At 60.4% G+C, this 15,734-nt stretch carries 12 protein-coding genes; all 12 read right to left on the bottom strand.

From position 1 onward, the window contains the following. Nucleotides 1–250 precede the first annotated feature (250 nt). The 12 genes from SFLMC1_RS02310 to dnaJ all read right to left on the bottom strand — a co-directional run bounded on the left by SFLMC1_RS02310 (nucleotide 251) and on the right by dnaJ (nucleotide 15,724). Nucleotides 251–1,621, bottom strand: coding sequence for an ATP-binding protein (locus tag SFLMC1_RS02310; protein WP_152073292.1), 1,371 nt, complete (start codon nucleotides 1,619–1,621; stop codon nucleotides 251–253). 360 nt (nucleotides 1,622–1,981) lie between these two features. Continuing rightward, nucleotides 1,982–4,141 (bottom strand): hypothetical protein, encoded by a 2,160-nt coding sequence (locus SFLMC1_RS02305; RefSeq protein WP_187323822.1) that lies wholly within the window; start codon nucleotides 4,139–4,141, stop codon nucleotides 1,982–1,984. A 180-nt stretch (nucleotides 4,142–4,321) separates the two neighbouring features. Further along, nucleotides 4,322–6,187: a carbon starvation protein A gene (locus SFLMC1_RS02300; protein ID WP_152073290.1), complete on the bottom strand. Its 1,866-nt coding sequence runs from the start codon at nucleotides 6,185–6,187 to the stop codon at nucleotides 4,322–4,324. Between the two features lie 567 nt (nucleotides 6,188–6,754). Further along, nucleotides 6,755–9,001 carry a polyribonucleotide nucleotidyltransferase gene (locus SFLMC1_RS02295; RefSeq protein WP_152073829.1) on the bottom strand — a complete coding sequence of 749 codons (2,247 nt, stop codon included), beginning with the start codon at nucleotides 8,999–9,001 and terminating at the stop codon, nucleotides 6,755–6,757. Between the two features lie 150 nt (nucleotides 9,002–9,151). Continuing rightward, nucleotides 9,152–9,430 (bottom strand): 30S ribosomal protein S15, encoded by a 279-nt coding sequence (gene rpsO / locus SFLMC1_RS02290; RefSeq protein ID WP_006235963.1) that lies wholly within the window; start codon nucleotides 9,428–9,430, stop codon nucleotides 9,152–9,154. Between the two features lie 138 nt (nucleotides 9,431–9,568). Then, nucleotides 9,569–10,318: a DNA repair protein RecO gene (recO, locus tag SFLMC1_RS02285; RefSeq protein WP_152073830.1), complete on the bottom strand. Its 750-nt coding sequence runs from the start codon at nucleotides 10,316–10,318 to the stop codon at nucleotides 9,569–9,571. A 12-nt stretch (nucleotides 10,319–10,330) separates the two neighbouring features. Further along, a complete protein-coding gene (era, locus tag SFLMC1_RS02280; protein WP_187323821.1) occupies nucleotides 10,331–11,401 on the bottom strand; it encodes a GTPase Era in 1,071 nt (356 codons plus the stop codon). A gap of 12 nt (nucleotides 11,402–11,413) precedes the next feature. Further along, a complete protein-coding gene (locus SFLMC1_RS02275) occupies nucleotides 11,414–11,791 on the bottom strand; it encodes a diacylglycerol kinase family protein (protein ID WP_152073831.1) in 378 nt (125 codons plus the stop codon). Nucleotides 11,792–11,800: 9 nt separating this feature from the next. Then, complete coding sequence (ybeY, locus tag SFLMC1_RS02270) at nucleotides 11,801–12,310, bottom strand: rRNA maturation RNase YbeY (RefSeq protein ID WP_152073832.1); 510 nt, start codon at nucleotides 12,308–12,310, stop codon at nucleotides 11,801–11,803. Further along, entirely contained in the window at nucleotides 12,307–13,293 is a 987-nt protein-coding gene (locus SFLMC1_RS02265; RefSeq protein ID WP_152073833.1) for a PhoH family protein, read from the bottom strand. Before SFLMC1_RS02265 ends, ybeY begins: the two co-directional genes overlap by 4 nt. After that, nucleotides 13,274–14,566 (bottom strand): MiaB/RimO family radical SAM methylthiotransferase, encoded by a 1,293-nt coding sequence (locus SFLMC1_RS02260; RefSeq protein ID WP_152073834.1) that lies wholly within the window; start codon nucleotides 14,564–14,566, stop codon nucleotides 13,274–13,276. Before SFLMC1_RS02260 ends, SFLMC1_RS02265 begins: the two co-directional genes overlap by 20 nt. Nucleotides 14,567–14,575: 9 nt before the next feature. Next, nucleotides 14,576–15,724 carry a molecular chaperone DnaJ gene (dnaJ, locus tag SFLMC1_RS02255; RefSeq protein ID WP_152073835.1) on the bottom strand — a complete coding sequence of 383 codons (1,149 nt, stop codon included), beginning with the start codon at nucleotides 15,722–15,724 and terminating at the stop codon, nucleotides 14,576–14,578. Nucleotides 15,725–15,734: the final 10 nt, after the last annotated feature.

Here is a 15,734-nt window from a genome sequence, read left to right as displayed (position 1 = left end):
GCAGCACGCAAGGAGCGAAGCGACGCAGCGGGGCGCGGCCGCCGGCCAGGCGGACGCGGAAACCCTCCGTCCCAGCCAAAGAAACCAGCCTCTCGAGCGCATAGCCGATCGGGAGGCTTTTCTTGTGGGCAAGCGGAGGGATTCGAACCCGGCACTTAGGGACGTTCCTAAACTGCCGGCACTAAAGGAACGTCCCTAAGTGCCGGCCATCAACATCGTGCCGTGCGTCTCCGTCGGGCCGGGCATCACATTACAGACCAAGCGACCATTTCCATGCGGGAATGACCTCGATGACGCCATGCTCCGTTTCAATCTGGGTCGCCTCGCGCAGCGTGATAATATTGGCATCCTTGATACCGGTTTTTGCCATAGCAACCTCAAGGGAACCGACTTCACGCCTGCGCGTCTTCTCTGCCGTCATATCGACTGTCACCTGGTAGAGCGCGTATGGTTCCGATGCCAAAGCGTCGCCGACCAAGAAATCGACTTTTTCTCGCGCTTGCGTTGGAGCCGTAAACGAAGTCACCGTTTCCAACCGGCCGTTTGCCGTGCGGCGCATGAGCTCAGCATAAATCGCTGTCTCCAAACGCTTTCCTAAATCCTGTTGATTGGCGCGCGATGTTGCATATGCCATTCCCTGATCGACGGCATAGACTTTATCCGTCGTCGTTGTCTTAGGAGCCAAAGAAGTTGAATACTCCGGAAGCAATCCAATGAGATGAGCCTGCTGAAACAAGCGAACGAGCTCGTTGATTTTTTCCCATGACGCTCGATATCCGACAGACTTTAAGGCATCCAATAAGCTGTTGACCGAAAGGTCGCAACCCGTGTTTCGAAGGCAGAAGAGTCCTACTTGGTTGGCAAGAGCGATATCCGTGCGCCCGCTTCGCTCGAGGACATCTCTAGCAACAACATCTCGTAGATAAGCCTGAAGCATCTGAATGCGAGAGCCGGCATCAAGCTCCTGAACCCCAGGAAAGCCGCCCTCTACGAGGTAGCGGTCGTATGCCGATTCCAAATCAGTCCGCTGCTGCGGAGAAACAGCTGGAGCTCCAGCATCAGTAGGCATATCCGGCGTTTCAATGTGATGAAACGCACAATACTCGCGAAACGAGAGCGGATGCATGGCATGCTCCTGCGAACGACCGCGGAACTGTGTCGCGATTTCATCAGCCGAGAGCTTCGAAGAAGATCCAGTAATAACAAGCGTCACATTCTCATGCTCAGCCAAGCGCTGGCAAACGCCCTGCCATCCATCAGTCTCCTGCACTTCATCCAAAAAGAGATAACAGCCCTTTGACCGCGCAGAGGGAACTTGCCGCCAGTATTCTTCCAATATGTCGCTCATAAGCGTGTCCGGCGCCGGTCGAAGACGATCGTCGGCAAAATTGAAGTAGAAGATACGCTCGGGATCGATACCGCGATCGATAAGGCGACGGATCCACTGAAACGCATAGAACGTTTTGCCGCAGCGCCTGATACCCGTGATGATATGAACAAGATTGAACGGCTTTGGCTCAGGAAGATTGCCGATGACATCGTCTCGATGTACGACATGAGGAATATCAAAGGAACGGGCCTCGGCAACAATCTCTGCAATACTCAACGCTGTAGGTGCCATAATGCTCTCCTTTCAACATCTTGAGTATATAACTTCTCGTCCTACACGAGAAGTTTCAGCCATAACTTCTAGTGCAGAACGAGAAGTTATAGGTAAATTTTTAGGCATGTCCTAAAAATCTACCTCCAAAAGACAGGCGCCCCAGGCCCATAACGACCAAGAGCGCCTTACATCTAGAAATTATCAGCCCAGTTCCGAAAAGCAAGCCGCCATCAACAAAGTGCCGTGTGGCCCCGACGGGCCGGGCATTAAGTTTATCGCGAGTTCCGCACGCAAAGAAGGCCACTTAATGTGGCCTTCGTCTTGCGCAGGACTGTAGAGCAGCAAACTTAATGCCCGGCCCGCCGGGGCCACACGTCCCTAATTATTGAGCATGCGGTCGAAGCTTCCCGAGTCGCCATCCCGATAGTCAGCGGTCATCAGAATCTCCTGCGGAATTCGTCCGCCCTCACGAAGCACGTTGCGGAACTGCACGCGCGTAACCATGGGCAGATCCTTAATCGTCGCCGCTAGGTTCTGCGGCACGCCCTGGTTGGCAGCCGCGGGCTCGCACGCGCCGCCGGCCTTCACGCGGCGCTTATGCTCGGCAAGCATGGCGCGATACATGCCGGCATGCAGGCGAATCTCAACGACGTTGGCGTTGCGGGCCTGCTCGACGATGCGCGCGCCCTCTCGGTCGATGTCACCCACGTAGTAGACGTAGTTAAAGCGGTAGCCGATCTCGGCCAGATAATCATCCAGCGCATGAGAGACGCTCGCCTTGCACCCGCCGCCAAAGATCACGCCGCCCACCTTAGTGCCAAATAACTTGGCATGTTTGCGGCCACGCAGAAGCTTGACGATTTCGTCGTAGGTATCCAGGTTCTCGACCATAATGAACGGCTTGTCGGCGCCCAGCGTAAAGAAGCCCGTAAAGTGCACCGGACGGTTAGGGGCGACCTTGATCGCCTGCATGCTGATGCCCTTTTCGGCCATACGTCTGATCAGGCGCTCGCCATGCTTGCCGTCAAAAGCTTTTTCGTCATTGAAGATCTGGTAGGCGCGCTGGCGGCGCGAGGCAACCGGAGTATCGGCACCGCGGTTTTGCTCGATCCAAGTCTGAATGATCGCGATTTCCTCGGCAATCTTGCGATTGGACATCTCGTTGTGCTGGGCGCGCTGTGGAGCTTTCTTACCGTCCTTGCCCTCGACCTTAACGATCTGGGTCTGCTGTTCCTTAATTATGGAGAGCGCCGTGGGCGTGGGGACGACCTTGAGCAGCCGCCTGCCCAGAACGCGAGCCAGGGCAAACGCCGAAACCTCGCCATGGGTAGTCGGCTCAGCCTGCTGGGCAGTCGCATCTGCTGCGGCAGACTCGGGCTTCTTTTGAGGCTTGCTCTTAGAATCGCCTTGGACATTGCGCTCACGTTTCGAAGTCGACGCCTGCTTCTGCGGACGCTTGAGCTTGTCCTCCTTCGCCGGCTGACGCTTGGGCTGCTCCATCGGGGCATCCACCTTCGCATCTTCGTCGCGCGGCGCTACATTCTCGGCGGCATCCTGAGCGTTAGAGCCGCGACCGCCACGATGACGACGGCGGCGAGGCTTACTCGAAGTACCCTCTCCCGTCTGTTCAACCGCAGGTTGCTGGCCCCGAGTCTCCGTATCGGACGCAGCCTGCTCATCAACAGGATTCTGTTCACGGACTTCCGACTCGGCAGGCTTCACGGCCTTCTCGGCCCGCACCTCCGGAACCTGATTAACCTTCTCCTGATGCTTTACGGGGTACGCGCGACCCGCAAAGCCGCGACCGGGACGACACGAGTCTGAGGCCTTCTTGGCCGGCTTCTCGGAATCGTCCGCAACCTCGGCAGTATCTTCGGCCTCGCGCACGACTTCCTGCTGTTCGGCCTTAAAATGCGCACCGCGACGACGCTTGGGCTCCTGAGGCTCAGCGGACTTTTGCTCTTCCACAGGCTCCTGCGGCTCGACGACAGGCTCGTTCTCGACAACCTCGGTAACGGCCCCATCCTTTTGAGCCACAGCACGACGGAAGCGTTCCTGTTGGGCGCGGCGCTGCGCATCACGCTTTCCGCCTCCGCCAAAGACGCCTCGGCCCGCCTTGGCGGTAAAGGCACGCACGACATGCTCATCGAGCAGCTCGTCGGTATCGATATGCTCACGCGGGGCAGCTTCTTCCGCAGCGGGCATCTCAACGGAATCCTCAACAGGCTGCTCCTGGGCATCACGCATCTCGGCATTGATGGTATAGAACGCCGGGCGGCCGTTAATGCCGCTGCCCTCGATCTTGGTCACAATCTTTGCCGCGATAAGCTCATCGCGCATCGCCTTGGTATCGCACTCCTTATCCACGGAGCGGAAGATTTGCGCCAGCGCGCTCGACTTGATCTTGAGCGCCTTGCGGCAGAGCAGGTCGTAGGCAACCAGCTTGGCCCGCTCGGCAGAAAGCGACGTTTGTCCGCTCAGACGCTCAGCCAGAGCATCGACATTTTGTTGGTTATCGGAATATACCGTCTTGGCCACGGGGCCCCTTTCATATGCACACATATACGTCTATATGGTACAACGCGCGCCGCCCTTCACGCAAAACATCTGAGAGAACACCCCGGCGTCACCCTTCTTTACAAAAAAAGACCGGGCCCGCGTTCTGCGGACCCGGTCTTTCCGAGTCATAGAGATGGAGGATTCAATCCGTCCGATCGGCTAAGCCTTGGCGGCCTCAGCGTCGGCAGGAGCCTCAGCAGCAGCGCGACCGTACTCGGCCTTGCCCATCTCGGACCACTCGGGCTCCTCGTCGGGCATGGAGCCGGCCTCCTTGCCGAAGAACTCCTTGAGGCAGTTGACGGCAACGATGAGGCCCAGGACCATCAGCAGGATGGCAAAGACAAGCTGCAGGCCCTTGGTGGCGGCGACGGAGACGGCAGCCGTGGTGGCGGTAGCCGGGATGGTACCGAAGAAGCCAAACTGTTGGACAGCGGTCATGCAGCCCATGGCGCTCTGGACCAGCGAGGTGAAGGTGCAGCAGAGCAGGAAGGCGACGGGCACGTAGAGCATCCAACCCTTGCGGCCGGTGCACCTGCAGAACACGGCGAGGGTGATCATGGTCATACCGCCGAGCAGCTGGTTGGAAGCACCAAAGAGCGGCCAGATGTTGGCATAACCGCCAAAGGCGAGGGCGAGACCGGGAAGCAAGGTGACGACCGTGGCGAACCAGGGGTTGCCGAGGACCTTCATGTAGCCGGCCTTGGAGTCGACGGCCAGAGCGTCGTTGGTCTGGGCAAAGAACTCAGAGAACGAAGTGCGGGCGATGCGAGCGACGGCGTCGAGCGAGGTCAGGGCCAGAGCGGAGACGTTCATAGTCATGAAGACCGTGGCAACAGTGCCGTCAATGCCAAAGGCCTGCATACCGCGAGCAACACCAGCGGCAAAGATCTGGAACGGGGTACCCACGGCAGCGCCATTAGCACCAGTGGTGTTCATGGTGGAGAACATGATGCCGGCGACGATGATGGCAAGGATGCCGACGAAGGACTCGACGATCATAGCGCCGAAACCGACCTTGACGGCGTCCTCCTCCTTCTCGACCTGCTTAGAGGAGGTACCGGAAGAAACGAGGCTGTGGAAACCGGAGAGAGCGCCGCAAGCAACGGAGACAAACAGGACCGGGAACATCATGCCGGAGGCACCAGAGAAGTTGGTGAAGACCGGAGCGGTCATCGTTGCCTGGCCGTTAACACCCAGGACAACGATGCCGAGGACAGCGCAGGCGATCATGACGATCATCATGATCGAAGTGAGGTAGTCACGCGGGGTCTTGAGCATCTGGATGGGCATAGCGCCAGCGAAGACCAGGTAAACCATGACGACGGCGAACCACTGGAACTTGGTCAGATAAACCGGGAACTGCATACCAACGGCGAACATGAGAACCATGAGCACCACGCCGGTGACGAACTCGGCAGCGCCGGTGAGGTTGAACTTCCTCTGGGCCCAACCAAAGACGATGGCAACGAACGTGAACAGGATGGAGATGGTACCAGCGCAGCCAGCGGCGTAGGACTTAGCCTCGTTGACAGCGCCGGTGGCTGCATCGAGGACGGGAGCGGCAAACGTACCGCAGACCATATCGGTGAAAGCGGCGATGACGATGATGCAGAACAGCCAGCAGAACAGCAGGAACAGGCGACGGCCGGTCTTGCCGATGTACTTCTCGATGAGCTGAGCGAGCGACTTGCCGTTGTTCTTCATCGAAGCGTACAGGGCACCAAAGTCGTGGACGGCGCCAAAGAAGATGCCGCCGACGAGGACCCAGAGCACGACGGGCAGCCAGCCAAAGGCCATGGCGACGATCGTACCCGTGACAGGGCCGGCACCGCAGATCGAGCTGAACTGGTGCGAGAACGCGGTGAAGGCGGAGACGGGCGAGAAGCTATTGCCGTCCTTCATGCGCTTGGCCGGCGTGAGAGCCTCTTTGTCAACGCCCCACTTGTTGGCCAGCCATCGGCCATAGCCCAGATAGCCGCAGGCGAGCACCGCCGCAGCCACAACCATGAGCAAAACTCCGTTCATTACATTTCCTCCTCTAAAAAGAACAACTCAGACATAAAAAATGAGGGCCGTCGGTTGCGCTCGACGGCCCTCATCTTCATCAGCCGCCCGTTATCGTACGGGCTAGCTGTATGTGCTAACCCGCATCAGATAATTACTACGCTGATAATGTCTAGCTGATGCGTGAACATGTCTGAGAAATCCTCTTCAATCATGATGTGAACGATTCGTGCGAGTTCACATCCCCCAGTGGATGAAAAGCAGTATGAAACTTTAGTTACCTAAAGTCAACGCAAATACGTAATGAATTTTCAACTTTTTTGAAATTCTCGGTATAAAACGCCACTGACCTCGAACTTTACCCAACGACAGTTTTTGCATGAGAGATGCTCCTCGGGCGCGGGGCGGGCGCCTGCCGCCATATATGAACTTTATCGCGAGTTCCGCACGAACAGGAGGCCACTTAATGTGGCCTCCGTCGTGAGCAGGACTGTAGAGCAGGAAACTTTACCCGCTGACCCCGCCGGGAATAGCAAAAGGGCGACCCCTGCCCGGAGTCGCCCTTATTAACCAGTGTATGTGCGGCCGTTACTCGGCGTCGTGGTGACGGCGGGGCTTGCGGCCTCCGTTGTCGCCAGGACGGCGCGGACGGTCGCTGCGCTCGGGGCGCTCGCGACGCGGACGCTCACGATGCTGGAAGTGCTCGCCGTCACCCTCGGAGGCACCCTCGGCGCGAGCCGGGGCCTCGGGCTTGTCGAGACGATCGAGCGAGATCTTGCCGCGATCGTCGACCTCGATGACGACAACCTTGACCTCGTCGCCCACGTTGAGGACGTCCTCGACCTTCTCCACACGACCCTTAGCGACACGGGAGATGTGCAGTAGGCCGTCCTTACCGGGCAGCAGGTTCACGAAGGCGCCGAACGGCTGGATAGAGACCACGCGACCGGTGTACTCCTCGCCCGGCTCGGGAACCTTGATGATGAGCTTGATGCGCTCGACGGCCTGATCGACGGACTCGCCGGTGCCGCCGACAAAGACGGTGCCGTCCTCCTGGATGTCGACCGAAGCGCCAGTCTCGTCCTGGATGCCGCGGATGACCTTGCCGCCGGAACCGATGACGTCACGGATCTTATCAGTCGGAACCTGGATGGAGACGATGCGCGGAGCGGTGCTGCGCGTGGAATGACGCGGCTCGGGGATCACATCGAGCATCTTCTGCAGGATGAAGGCGCGACCCTCCTTGGCCTGCTGCAAGGCGCGGGCCAAGATGTCGAAGGTGAGGCCGGTGGCCTTGTTGTCCATCTGCAGGGCGGTGATGCCCTCGGTGGTGCCAGTGACCTTAAAGTCCATGTCGCCCAGGAAGTCCTCGAGACCCTGGATGTCGGACAGGACCACGGTCTTGCCCTCCTCCTGAATCAGGCCCATGGCGATACCGGAGACCGGGCGCTTAATGGGCACGCCACCGTCCATAAGGGCGAGCGTGGAGCCGCAGGTCGAAGCCATCGAAGAGGAGCCGTTGGACTCCATGACCTCGGAGACCACACGGATGGCGTAGGGGAACTCGTTCTCGTCGGGAAGCACCGGGAGCAGAGCGCGCTCGGCCAGGTTGCCGTGACCGATCTCGCGGCGCTTGGGGCTGCCCATGCGGCCGGTCTCGCCGGTGCAGAACGGCGGGAAGTTGTAGTGGTGCATATAGCGCTTGCCCTCGGTGGGCTCGATGGTATCCAGACGCTGGCCCTCGTTGAGCATACCGAGCGACAGGACGGAGAGCACCTGGGTCTGACCACGCTGGAACAGGCCGGAGCCGTGAACGAGCGGCAGGTAGTTGTCCTTCACCATGATGGGACGAATCTCGTCGGCGGCACGACCGTCGACGCGCTCGCCGGTCTCGACGACCATGGTGCGCATGGCCTTCTTCTCGAGCTTCTTGAGCGCCACGGGGATCTCGCGCTCCCAGGCGGCCTGCTCCTCGTCGGTGAACTCGGCGCGGATGGACTCCTTCAGAGCCTCGACCTTACCGATGCGGGAAAGCTTGTCGGCGTCGCGCAGGGCAGCGGCCATCTCGTCGTAGTGGGCGAAGATGCGCTCCTGGACCTCCTCGACGGGCTGGTCGAGCGGGTACTCCTTCTTGACGATAGCACCGTTGACCTGCTCCCACTCGGCGACGAACTCGTCTTGGGCCTGGCAGAAGGCAGCGAGGGCCTCCTGGCCAAACTTCATGGCGGCGAGCATGTCGTCCTCGGAGATCTCCTCGGCGCCGGCCTCGACCATCGAGATGAAGTCGGCAGAGCCGCCCAGCTCCAGGTCCAGGTCGGAGTTCTCGCGCTCCTCATAGGTGGGGTTGACGATAAACTCGCCGGTCTCCACGTTACGGCCGATGCGCACGCAGGCAAGCGGGCCCTCGAAGGGCACGCCGCCGAGCGTCATGGCCAGGGAGGCGCCCATGACGTTGATGACGTCGAAGGGGTTGACCTGGTCGGCCACGAGCGAGGTAGCGACGATGTGCACCTCGTTGCGGAAGCCGTCCGGGAAGCTCGGGCGGATCGGGCGGTCGATCATACGAGCCGTGAGCGTGGCCTTCTCGCTGGGACGGCCCTCGCGCTTAAGGTAGCCACCCGGGATGCGGCCGGCGGCGTACATCTTCTCGTTGAAGTCGACGGTCAGCGGGAAGAAGTCGTAATTCTTGCGCTCCTTGGAGACGACCACGGTGTCGAGCATCGTGGTGTCGCCCTGCTTGACCAGACAAGCGCCGGTGGCTTGCTTGGCAAGCTCGCCGGACTCAAAGGTGTAGGTCTTGCCGTACAGCTCAAAGGTCTTGGATACGAGTGTCATTGTTCTCCTTTACCCCACAGGCCCCTTGCCTGCGGGCTTCTCATGTGACGCGGGCCCCCTGCCCCCGCCACGCTTCAGAGCGTGATTGTTCACGCCCTTACACAAAAAGAGCGCCCCGCTGCGCAGGACGCTCTTAGCATGTACAAATCCTTACTGGATGTTGTCGCGGATGCCCAGAGCCTTGATGAGCTCACGGTACTCGACGATGTCGTTCTTCTTGATGTAGGAGAGAAGACGACGACGACGGCCGACGAGCATGAGCAGGCCACGACGGGTGTGGAAGTCCTTCTGGTGGGACTTCATGTGCTCGGTCAGCTCCTTGATGCGCTCGGACAGGATGGCGACCTGAACCTTGGGGTTACCGGTATCGACCGGGGAGTTACCGAACTGGGCGGTCAGCTCCGCCTTGCGCTCTTTGGAAACAGTCATTGTTTCACCTTTCGTTTCGTGTCGCCCGCGGGCGACGCTATTCGCCTCGGACTGGGAAGCCGCCGGTGGAGCGAACATCCAAGGTCGAGGTACCAACAGGCCGGTATATTACCACAAGCGGCGCGCGCCTGCGCATCATCACCGACCCAACATGAATTCCATCGCACGGAGCCGCTGATCGGTGTGCGTGGCGGCCCAAACATGCGAAAGCCCCAGCAAAAACGCAGCCGTATGCGGATCGATCTGCTCGTCAATAAGGGCATCGAAGGTCATGGACATCAGAGCGCGCAGCCATGCAACCTCGCCGACCGATACCAACTCGGCACCTGGAACGCTCGACGCACACGACCCGCACATGAGACCGCCCGCCTGGGGCGAAAAATACGACAGCATGGGATCGCCGCAGGAGACGCAAGCCGAGAAATCGGGTCGGTAGCCAACGTGCGACAGCAGCTTAAAGACAAAGGCCGCCACGAGCAGGTCCATATGTGCCGAGTCGAGCCCGCTGCCGACAAGCGTGAGCGCCCGCTGCGTGATCGCAAAGGTAAATGGATCCTCGGCATCCTCAAACGAGCACACGCGCGCAACCTCGGCAATCGCGCTGGCGGCACAGGTCGTCTCGTAGTCAGGAGCAGCACCGAGCGGCGCCTCCACAAGCTCCGCCTGAGAAACCACGTCGAGCGAGCGACCATGCGCCAACAGCATATCAACGGTGCAGAAGAGCTCGCAGCGGGCCGCAAGGCGACCGCCGGGCTTACGTGCGCCCTTAGCCACGGCACGCACCTGCCGTCCCCGTTCGTCGAGCATCGTCAGAATCAGATCGGTCTCTTTGAGCTTCGTCTTATCGAGGACGAGTACCTTTGTGCGATATGTGCGAGAGCCTGCCATGAACGCCGGGGCTTAATCTTCGGCATTGTAGCCAAAGCGGCGGATCTGCGCCTCGTCATCGCGCCAGCCGGCCTTGACCTTCACGTCGAGCTCCAAAAAGACCTGAGTGCCAAAGATACGCTCAAGGTCACGACGGGCATCGATGCCGATATGCTTGATCATCTCGCCGCCCTTGCCGATGATGATGCCCTTCTGCCCCTCGCGCTCGACGTAAATCGTGGCGTGCACGCGCAGGACCTTCTTAGTCTGCTCAAGCGCGTCGCAGATGACGCCCACGGAGTGCGGGATCTCGTCGCGGGTGCGACGCAGGACCTTCTCGCGGACAAACTCGGCCACGAGGGTCTCGTCGGACGCGTCGGTGCCCATGTCCTCGGGGAACCAGCGCGGGCCCTCGGGCAAAAAGTGAGCGACGGTCTCGATAAACGCATCGACGTTGAAGTTCTTGACCGACGACGTCACGATCTCATCGTCGTATTCCATGAGCTCGTGAGCGGCCTTGAGCTGTTCCATAACCTGGGCGGGATCGGCCTCGTCGGCCTTCGAGAGCACCAGAACCTTCTTGCAGCGAGCGTTTTTGACGCGCTCGGCAACCCAGGCGTCTCCCCTGCCGATCGGTTTGGTGGCGTCGATCAGAAACGCGACGACATCTACATCATTGAGCTCAAACAGGGCACTCTTATTAAGCTCGGAGCCCAGGCCGTCCTTGGGCTTGTGGATACCCGGCGTGTCAACGAAAACCAGCTGATAGCCGGGACGGTTGACCACGGCGCGCATGCGGCGGCGGGTCGTTTGGGCCACCGGAGAGGTGATGGCGACCTTCTTGCCGTAACAGGCGTTGAGCAGCGTGGACTTGCCGGCGTTAGGGCGACCGACCAGGGCCACAAAGCCGCTGCGGAAACCGGGTTCCACGTCGCCAAAGCCTGCGAGGCCCTCATCCTCGTCGCACAGGGCATCGAGTTCCTCGTCGCTCATACCCTCAAACGGGTCGAACTCCTCGACCTCGTCAAACGAATCGACACCTTCGGCCTCATCCAGGACCTCGTCATCCAAATCTTCATCGGTTGGCTGCATACTTTCGGACATGGGAACCCCTTTCTAAATAAAGTCGAGCGCGTGGGCAAAGACAAGCAAGCCCACGATCGCGGCGGTAATGGAAAGAACGTATACAGAGGCAGCGGCGATATCCTTCGCGCGCTTGGCCAGCGGATGCAGCTCCTGGGTCGCCAGGTCGACAATCGCCTCCATGGCGGTATTGCACAGCTCGCCGTGAATCACCAGGCCGCAGCAGATGATGACCGTAGCCCACTCGGCAATATCGAGCCCCACGATGCATCCGGCAATGACGGTGCACGCGCCCGCCACGAGCATGACCTTGATATTGCGCTCGGTTTTGACGGCGGTGACGAAGCCCTCCATGGCGTATGAGAACGACTTTAAAAAGGACGGGTGGTCCTTGTTCGATCCGGGAATCATAGACGGCTCCTAGTCGTGGGCATGATTGGTTATGGGGCCGATGTGGACGAGTTTGGGGTCCTCGCCACGCTCAAGCGCCAGGTCGCGCAGGATGGCATCCTCGCGCGCCTCCATGACCTCGGCCTCATCGTCCTCGATGTGGTCGTAACCCAGCAGGTGCAGCATTCCGTGCACGAGCATCAGTCGGCACTCATCAGCGGGGCTGTTGCCAAAGCCGGGGGCCTGGCGGGCAATAACCTGCGGGGCCAGGATAATATCGCCGAGCTCGAGCGTCTCATCGGCGGGAATGTCCTCGTCAAAGGCCGAGTCGCATTCAAACGAGAGCACGTCGGTCGTGCGATCGATGCCGCGCCACTCAAGGTTGAGCTCGTGCATCTCGTCCTCATCGACATACGAAAGGGAAATCTCGACCTCACGCTCAACACCCTCGGCGGCAAGCACAACTGAGCAGATGTGCTCCACCTCCTGGGCATCGAGCAGCGTATCGAGCTCGGCATCGTTGCTGATCAATACACTCAACGGGACTCCTTTCGATCGTGTGCGCGCTGCTCGCGCGCATCGTCGTATGCATCATAGGCCTCAACGATGCGGCCCACTAGGGCATGGCGCACCACATCGGCGCGCTCCAGGTGAGAAAACGTCACATCGTCGACGCGACCCAGAATCCTTTCGACATCGGCAAGACCGCCGCGACGACCCACCAGGTCACGCTGGCTCAGGTCGCCGGTAATCACGAACTTGGAATTAAAACCCAGACGCGTCAGGAACATCTTCATCTGCTCGGGCGTGGTGTTTTGTGCCTCGTCGAGAACCACGAAGGCATCACTCAGCGTTCGGCCGCGCATGTAGGCGAGCGGGGCGATCTCAATCACGCCACGCTCCATAAGCTCATCAGTGCGCTCGCGATCCATCATGTCAAAGAGGGCGTCATAGAGCGGGCGCATATACGGGTCAATCTTTTCCTCGAGGGTGCCGGGCAAAAAGCCCAGGCTCTCCCCCGCCTCGACAACCGGGCGCGTCAGGATCAGGCGGCCTACCTCATGGCGCTTGAGCGCGGCGACGGCGAGCGCCATGGCCAGATAGGTTTTACCGGTACCGGCGGGACCGAGGCCAAACGTGATGGTAGAAGAGCGGATGGCATCCACATAGCGCTTTTGACCGAGCGTCTTGGGGCGGATGACGCGACCGCGATACGATAACAGCACGTCATCGCGCAGCGACGAGGCATCATGCTCGCCGTCGCGCAGAACGGCCAGACAGCGCGAGACATCATCGGCAGAAAGGGTGCGCCCGGCAGCAGCCTCACGAAAGGCATGTTCGAAAAAACGCGCGACCAGCTCAACCTCGTCAGGATCGCCGCTCACGGCAACGCTGTCACCGCGGGCAACCACATGGGCGCATACCGAGTTATCGAGTGCACGAAGGACGCCGTCGCCGGCGCCCAAAACGCGCGAGGGGTCGATACCCTCGGGAACGGTAAGTCTAATCTTCGAGGCTTCCATGAACCTCCCTGCGTGCATGGACCAAGCCGGAATCATCGACTCCGATGATAGCAACATCGAGCAGGCACGGGGCTGTGAGTCCACAGGTATCATCAAGACGGGCATGATGGAACGAACCGAGCGTCAAATTGTCACCGTACTCAAGCACGGCGCGCTCGACGGTGCCCACGCGACGGCGGGCATCGGCAACCGCGAGCTCCTGAGCCGCCGCGCGCATGCGACGGCTGCGCTCGGCCATGACCTCAGGGGGTACCTGGTCGGGCATATCGGCGGCGAGGGTGCCGGGGCGCTTGCTATAGCGGAACACGTGCATGCGCGAAAAGCCCACGCGACGGCACAGGGCCAGCGACTCCTCGAACTCCTCGTCCGTCTCGCCAGGAAAACCGACGATGACATCGCACGAAAGAGACGCCTGGGGCAAGTTGGTGCGAATCATGCGCACCGTATCCTCAAAGGCCTCGGCACTATAGGGACGACCCATGCGATGCAGCGTCGTCGTGCAGCCAGACTGCAGGGGCAGGTGCAAAAACGGTGCGATACGCTTCGGATAGCGAGCCATCACCTTGAGCAAGCGCTCGGAAATATCCATGGGCTCCACCGAGGAGATGCGCACGTGGGCGATCTCGGTGCGCTCCATGATGGCCTGGAGCAGCTCATCGATCTCGACATGTTCGTCGGTCGCGCTCTTGCCGTCATAGGCGCCCAGATTCACGCCGGTCAGCACGACCTCGGGCACGCCGGCCTCCTGGGCCTCACGCACCTGTTCGAGCACGGACTCGACGGGCACGGAACGCTCGGGGCCGCGGGCCTTCCACACGATGCAATAGGTGCAGCGGTGGTTGCAGCCGTCCTGGATCTTCACACCCAGCCGCGAACGACCGAGCGCATCGACCACGTCGCCATCGCTGCAGGCGGGCACGCTATCGGATTCGACGCCCAGTACCTCGCAGACGCGTTCGGCGACGTCAATCTTGGACGGTTCGGCGATCACGCGATCGGAGAGCTCCAGCAGCTCCTCGGGATGCAGGTTGACGACGCAGCCGGCTACGACCACGTAAGGCTCGCCCGGATAGGCCAGCGCATGGCGGACGGCCTTACGGGTCTTGGCCTCGGCCTCCCCCGTCACGGCGCAGGTATTGATAACGATCAGATCGGCGTCCGGTGGCTCCACCATCGCAAAGCCCAGGCGCATAAGATCGGCAGTGATACGGTCGGACTCAACCCGGTTGACACGGCAACCGAGGTTGACGACGGAAATATGGGGTGCGAGCACACGGGCTCCTTAATCGAGGATGTCGTCGAGAGCACTCTTGATACGGTCGGTCACCGACTTCTTACCGGATGCGACGTCATCGCCCATCTCGTCGGCAAAGGCGCGAAGCAGCTCGCGCTGCTTGTTGGAGAGATTAGTGGGGACGACCACGCGCAGCTGCACGATCAGACGACCGCGCGAACCGCCACCGCCGATACGCGGCATGCCGTAATTGTTGACGCTCACGGTGTCACCGTACTGTGTGCCGGCGGGGACGCAAAGCTTGACGACCTCATCAGGCATAATGCCCTCGACCTCAATCTCGCATCCGAGCGCGGCCTGCGCAATCGAGATATCGCTCACCAGATACAGGTCATCGCCATTACGCTTAAAACGCTCGTGGTCGGCGACACGCACGTTGACGATCAGGTCGCCCGACGGCTCGCCGCGAAGGCCGGCCTCACCAAAACCACTCACGCGCAGCTGGCGACCGGTCGAAACACCGGCGGGAATATCGATGTCAATCTTTTCGTGAGAAGGCGTGCGGCCCTGGCCATCACAGGTCTCGCAGGGATGATCGATGACCGTGCCTTCGCCATGGCAGTCGGGACAGGGAGAAGAGGACTGAACCTGGCCCAGGAAAGAACGCTGGACCGTCGTCACATAGCCTGTGCCGTGACAGCGGCTGCACTGCTTTTCGGTCGCGCCCTCGGCCTTGCCGGTACCATTGCAGTCCTCGCAAGGGGCAAGACGGTCGTAGCTGATCGTCTTTTTGCAGCCGAGCGCCGCCTCCTCGAGCGTCACCGAAAGGGAGATGGCCATATCGCGACCGCGACGGCGCTCGCGACGGCTGCGAGCGCCGTCGCCGGCGCCACCGCCAAAGAACGACGAGAACAGGTCGTCCATGCCCATGCCACCAAAGATATCGTTGATGTCGACATAGCCAGAGCCACCGGGGCCGTCCGCAGTGCCGTAACGGTCGTAGTTAGCACGCTTCTGCTCGTCGGAAAGAACGGAATAGGCCTCGTTAAGCTCTTTGAACTTGGCCTCGGCCTCGGGGTCGTCCGAAACATCCGGGTGTACCGTACGGGCCTTCTTTAGAAACGCGCGCTTAATCGTCCGCGCGTCGGCATCTTTGTCAACGCCAAGTACCTCGTAGTAATCCCTATTTTCCGACACGACCGAATCC

The organism is Collinsella aerofaciens (assembly GCF_901212495.1).
Taxonomy (GTDB): domain Bacteria; phylum Actinomycetota; class Coriobacteriia; order Coriobacteriales; family Coriobacteriaceae; genus Collinsella; species Collinsella aerofaciens_H.
Note: the sequence above shows the minus strand (reverse complement) of the source record. Positions and strands in the feature narration are given on the sequence as shown.

What these genes read in the sequence shown, in the direction of transcription:
- SFLMC1_RS02310 (WP_152073292.1), bottom strand. Translation starts at nt 1,621, where the DNA reads ATGGCACCTACAGCGTTGAGTATTGCAGAGATTGTTGCCGAGGCCCGT.
- SFLMC1_RS02300 (WP_152073290.1), bottom strand. Translation starts at nt 6,187, where the DNA reads ATGAACGGAGTTTTGCTCATGGTTGTGGCTGCGGCGGTGCTCGCCTGC.
- SFLMC1_RS02295 (WP_152073829.1), bottom strand. Translation starts at nt 9,001, where the DNA reads ATGACACTCGTATCCAAGACCTTTGAGCTGTACGGCAAGACCTACACC.
- rpsO (WP_006235963.1), bottom strand. Translation starts at nt 9,430, where the DNA reads ATGACTGTTTCCAAAGAGCGCAAGGCGGAGCTGACCGCCCAGTTCGGT.
- recO (WP_152073830.1), bottom strand. Translation starts at nt 10,318, where the DNA reads ATGGCAGGCTCTCGCACATATCGCACAAAGGTACTCGTCCTCGATAAG.
- era (WP_187323821.1), bottom strand. Translation starts at nt 11,401, where the DNA reads ATGTCCGAAAGTATGCAGCCAACCGATGAAGATTTGGATGACGAGGTC.
- SFLMC1_RS02275 (WP_152073831.1), bottom strand. Translation starts at nt 11,791, where the DNA reads ATGATTCCCGGATCGAACAAGGACCACCCGTCCTTTTTAAAGTCGTTC.
- SFLMC1_RS02265 (WP_152073833.1), bottom strand. Translation starts at nt 13,293, where the DNA reads ATGGAAGCCTCGAAGATTAGACTTACCGTTCCCGAGGGTATCGACCCC.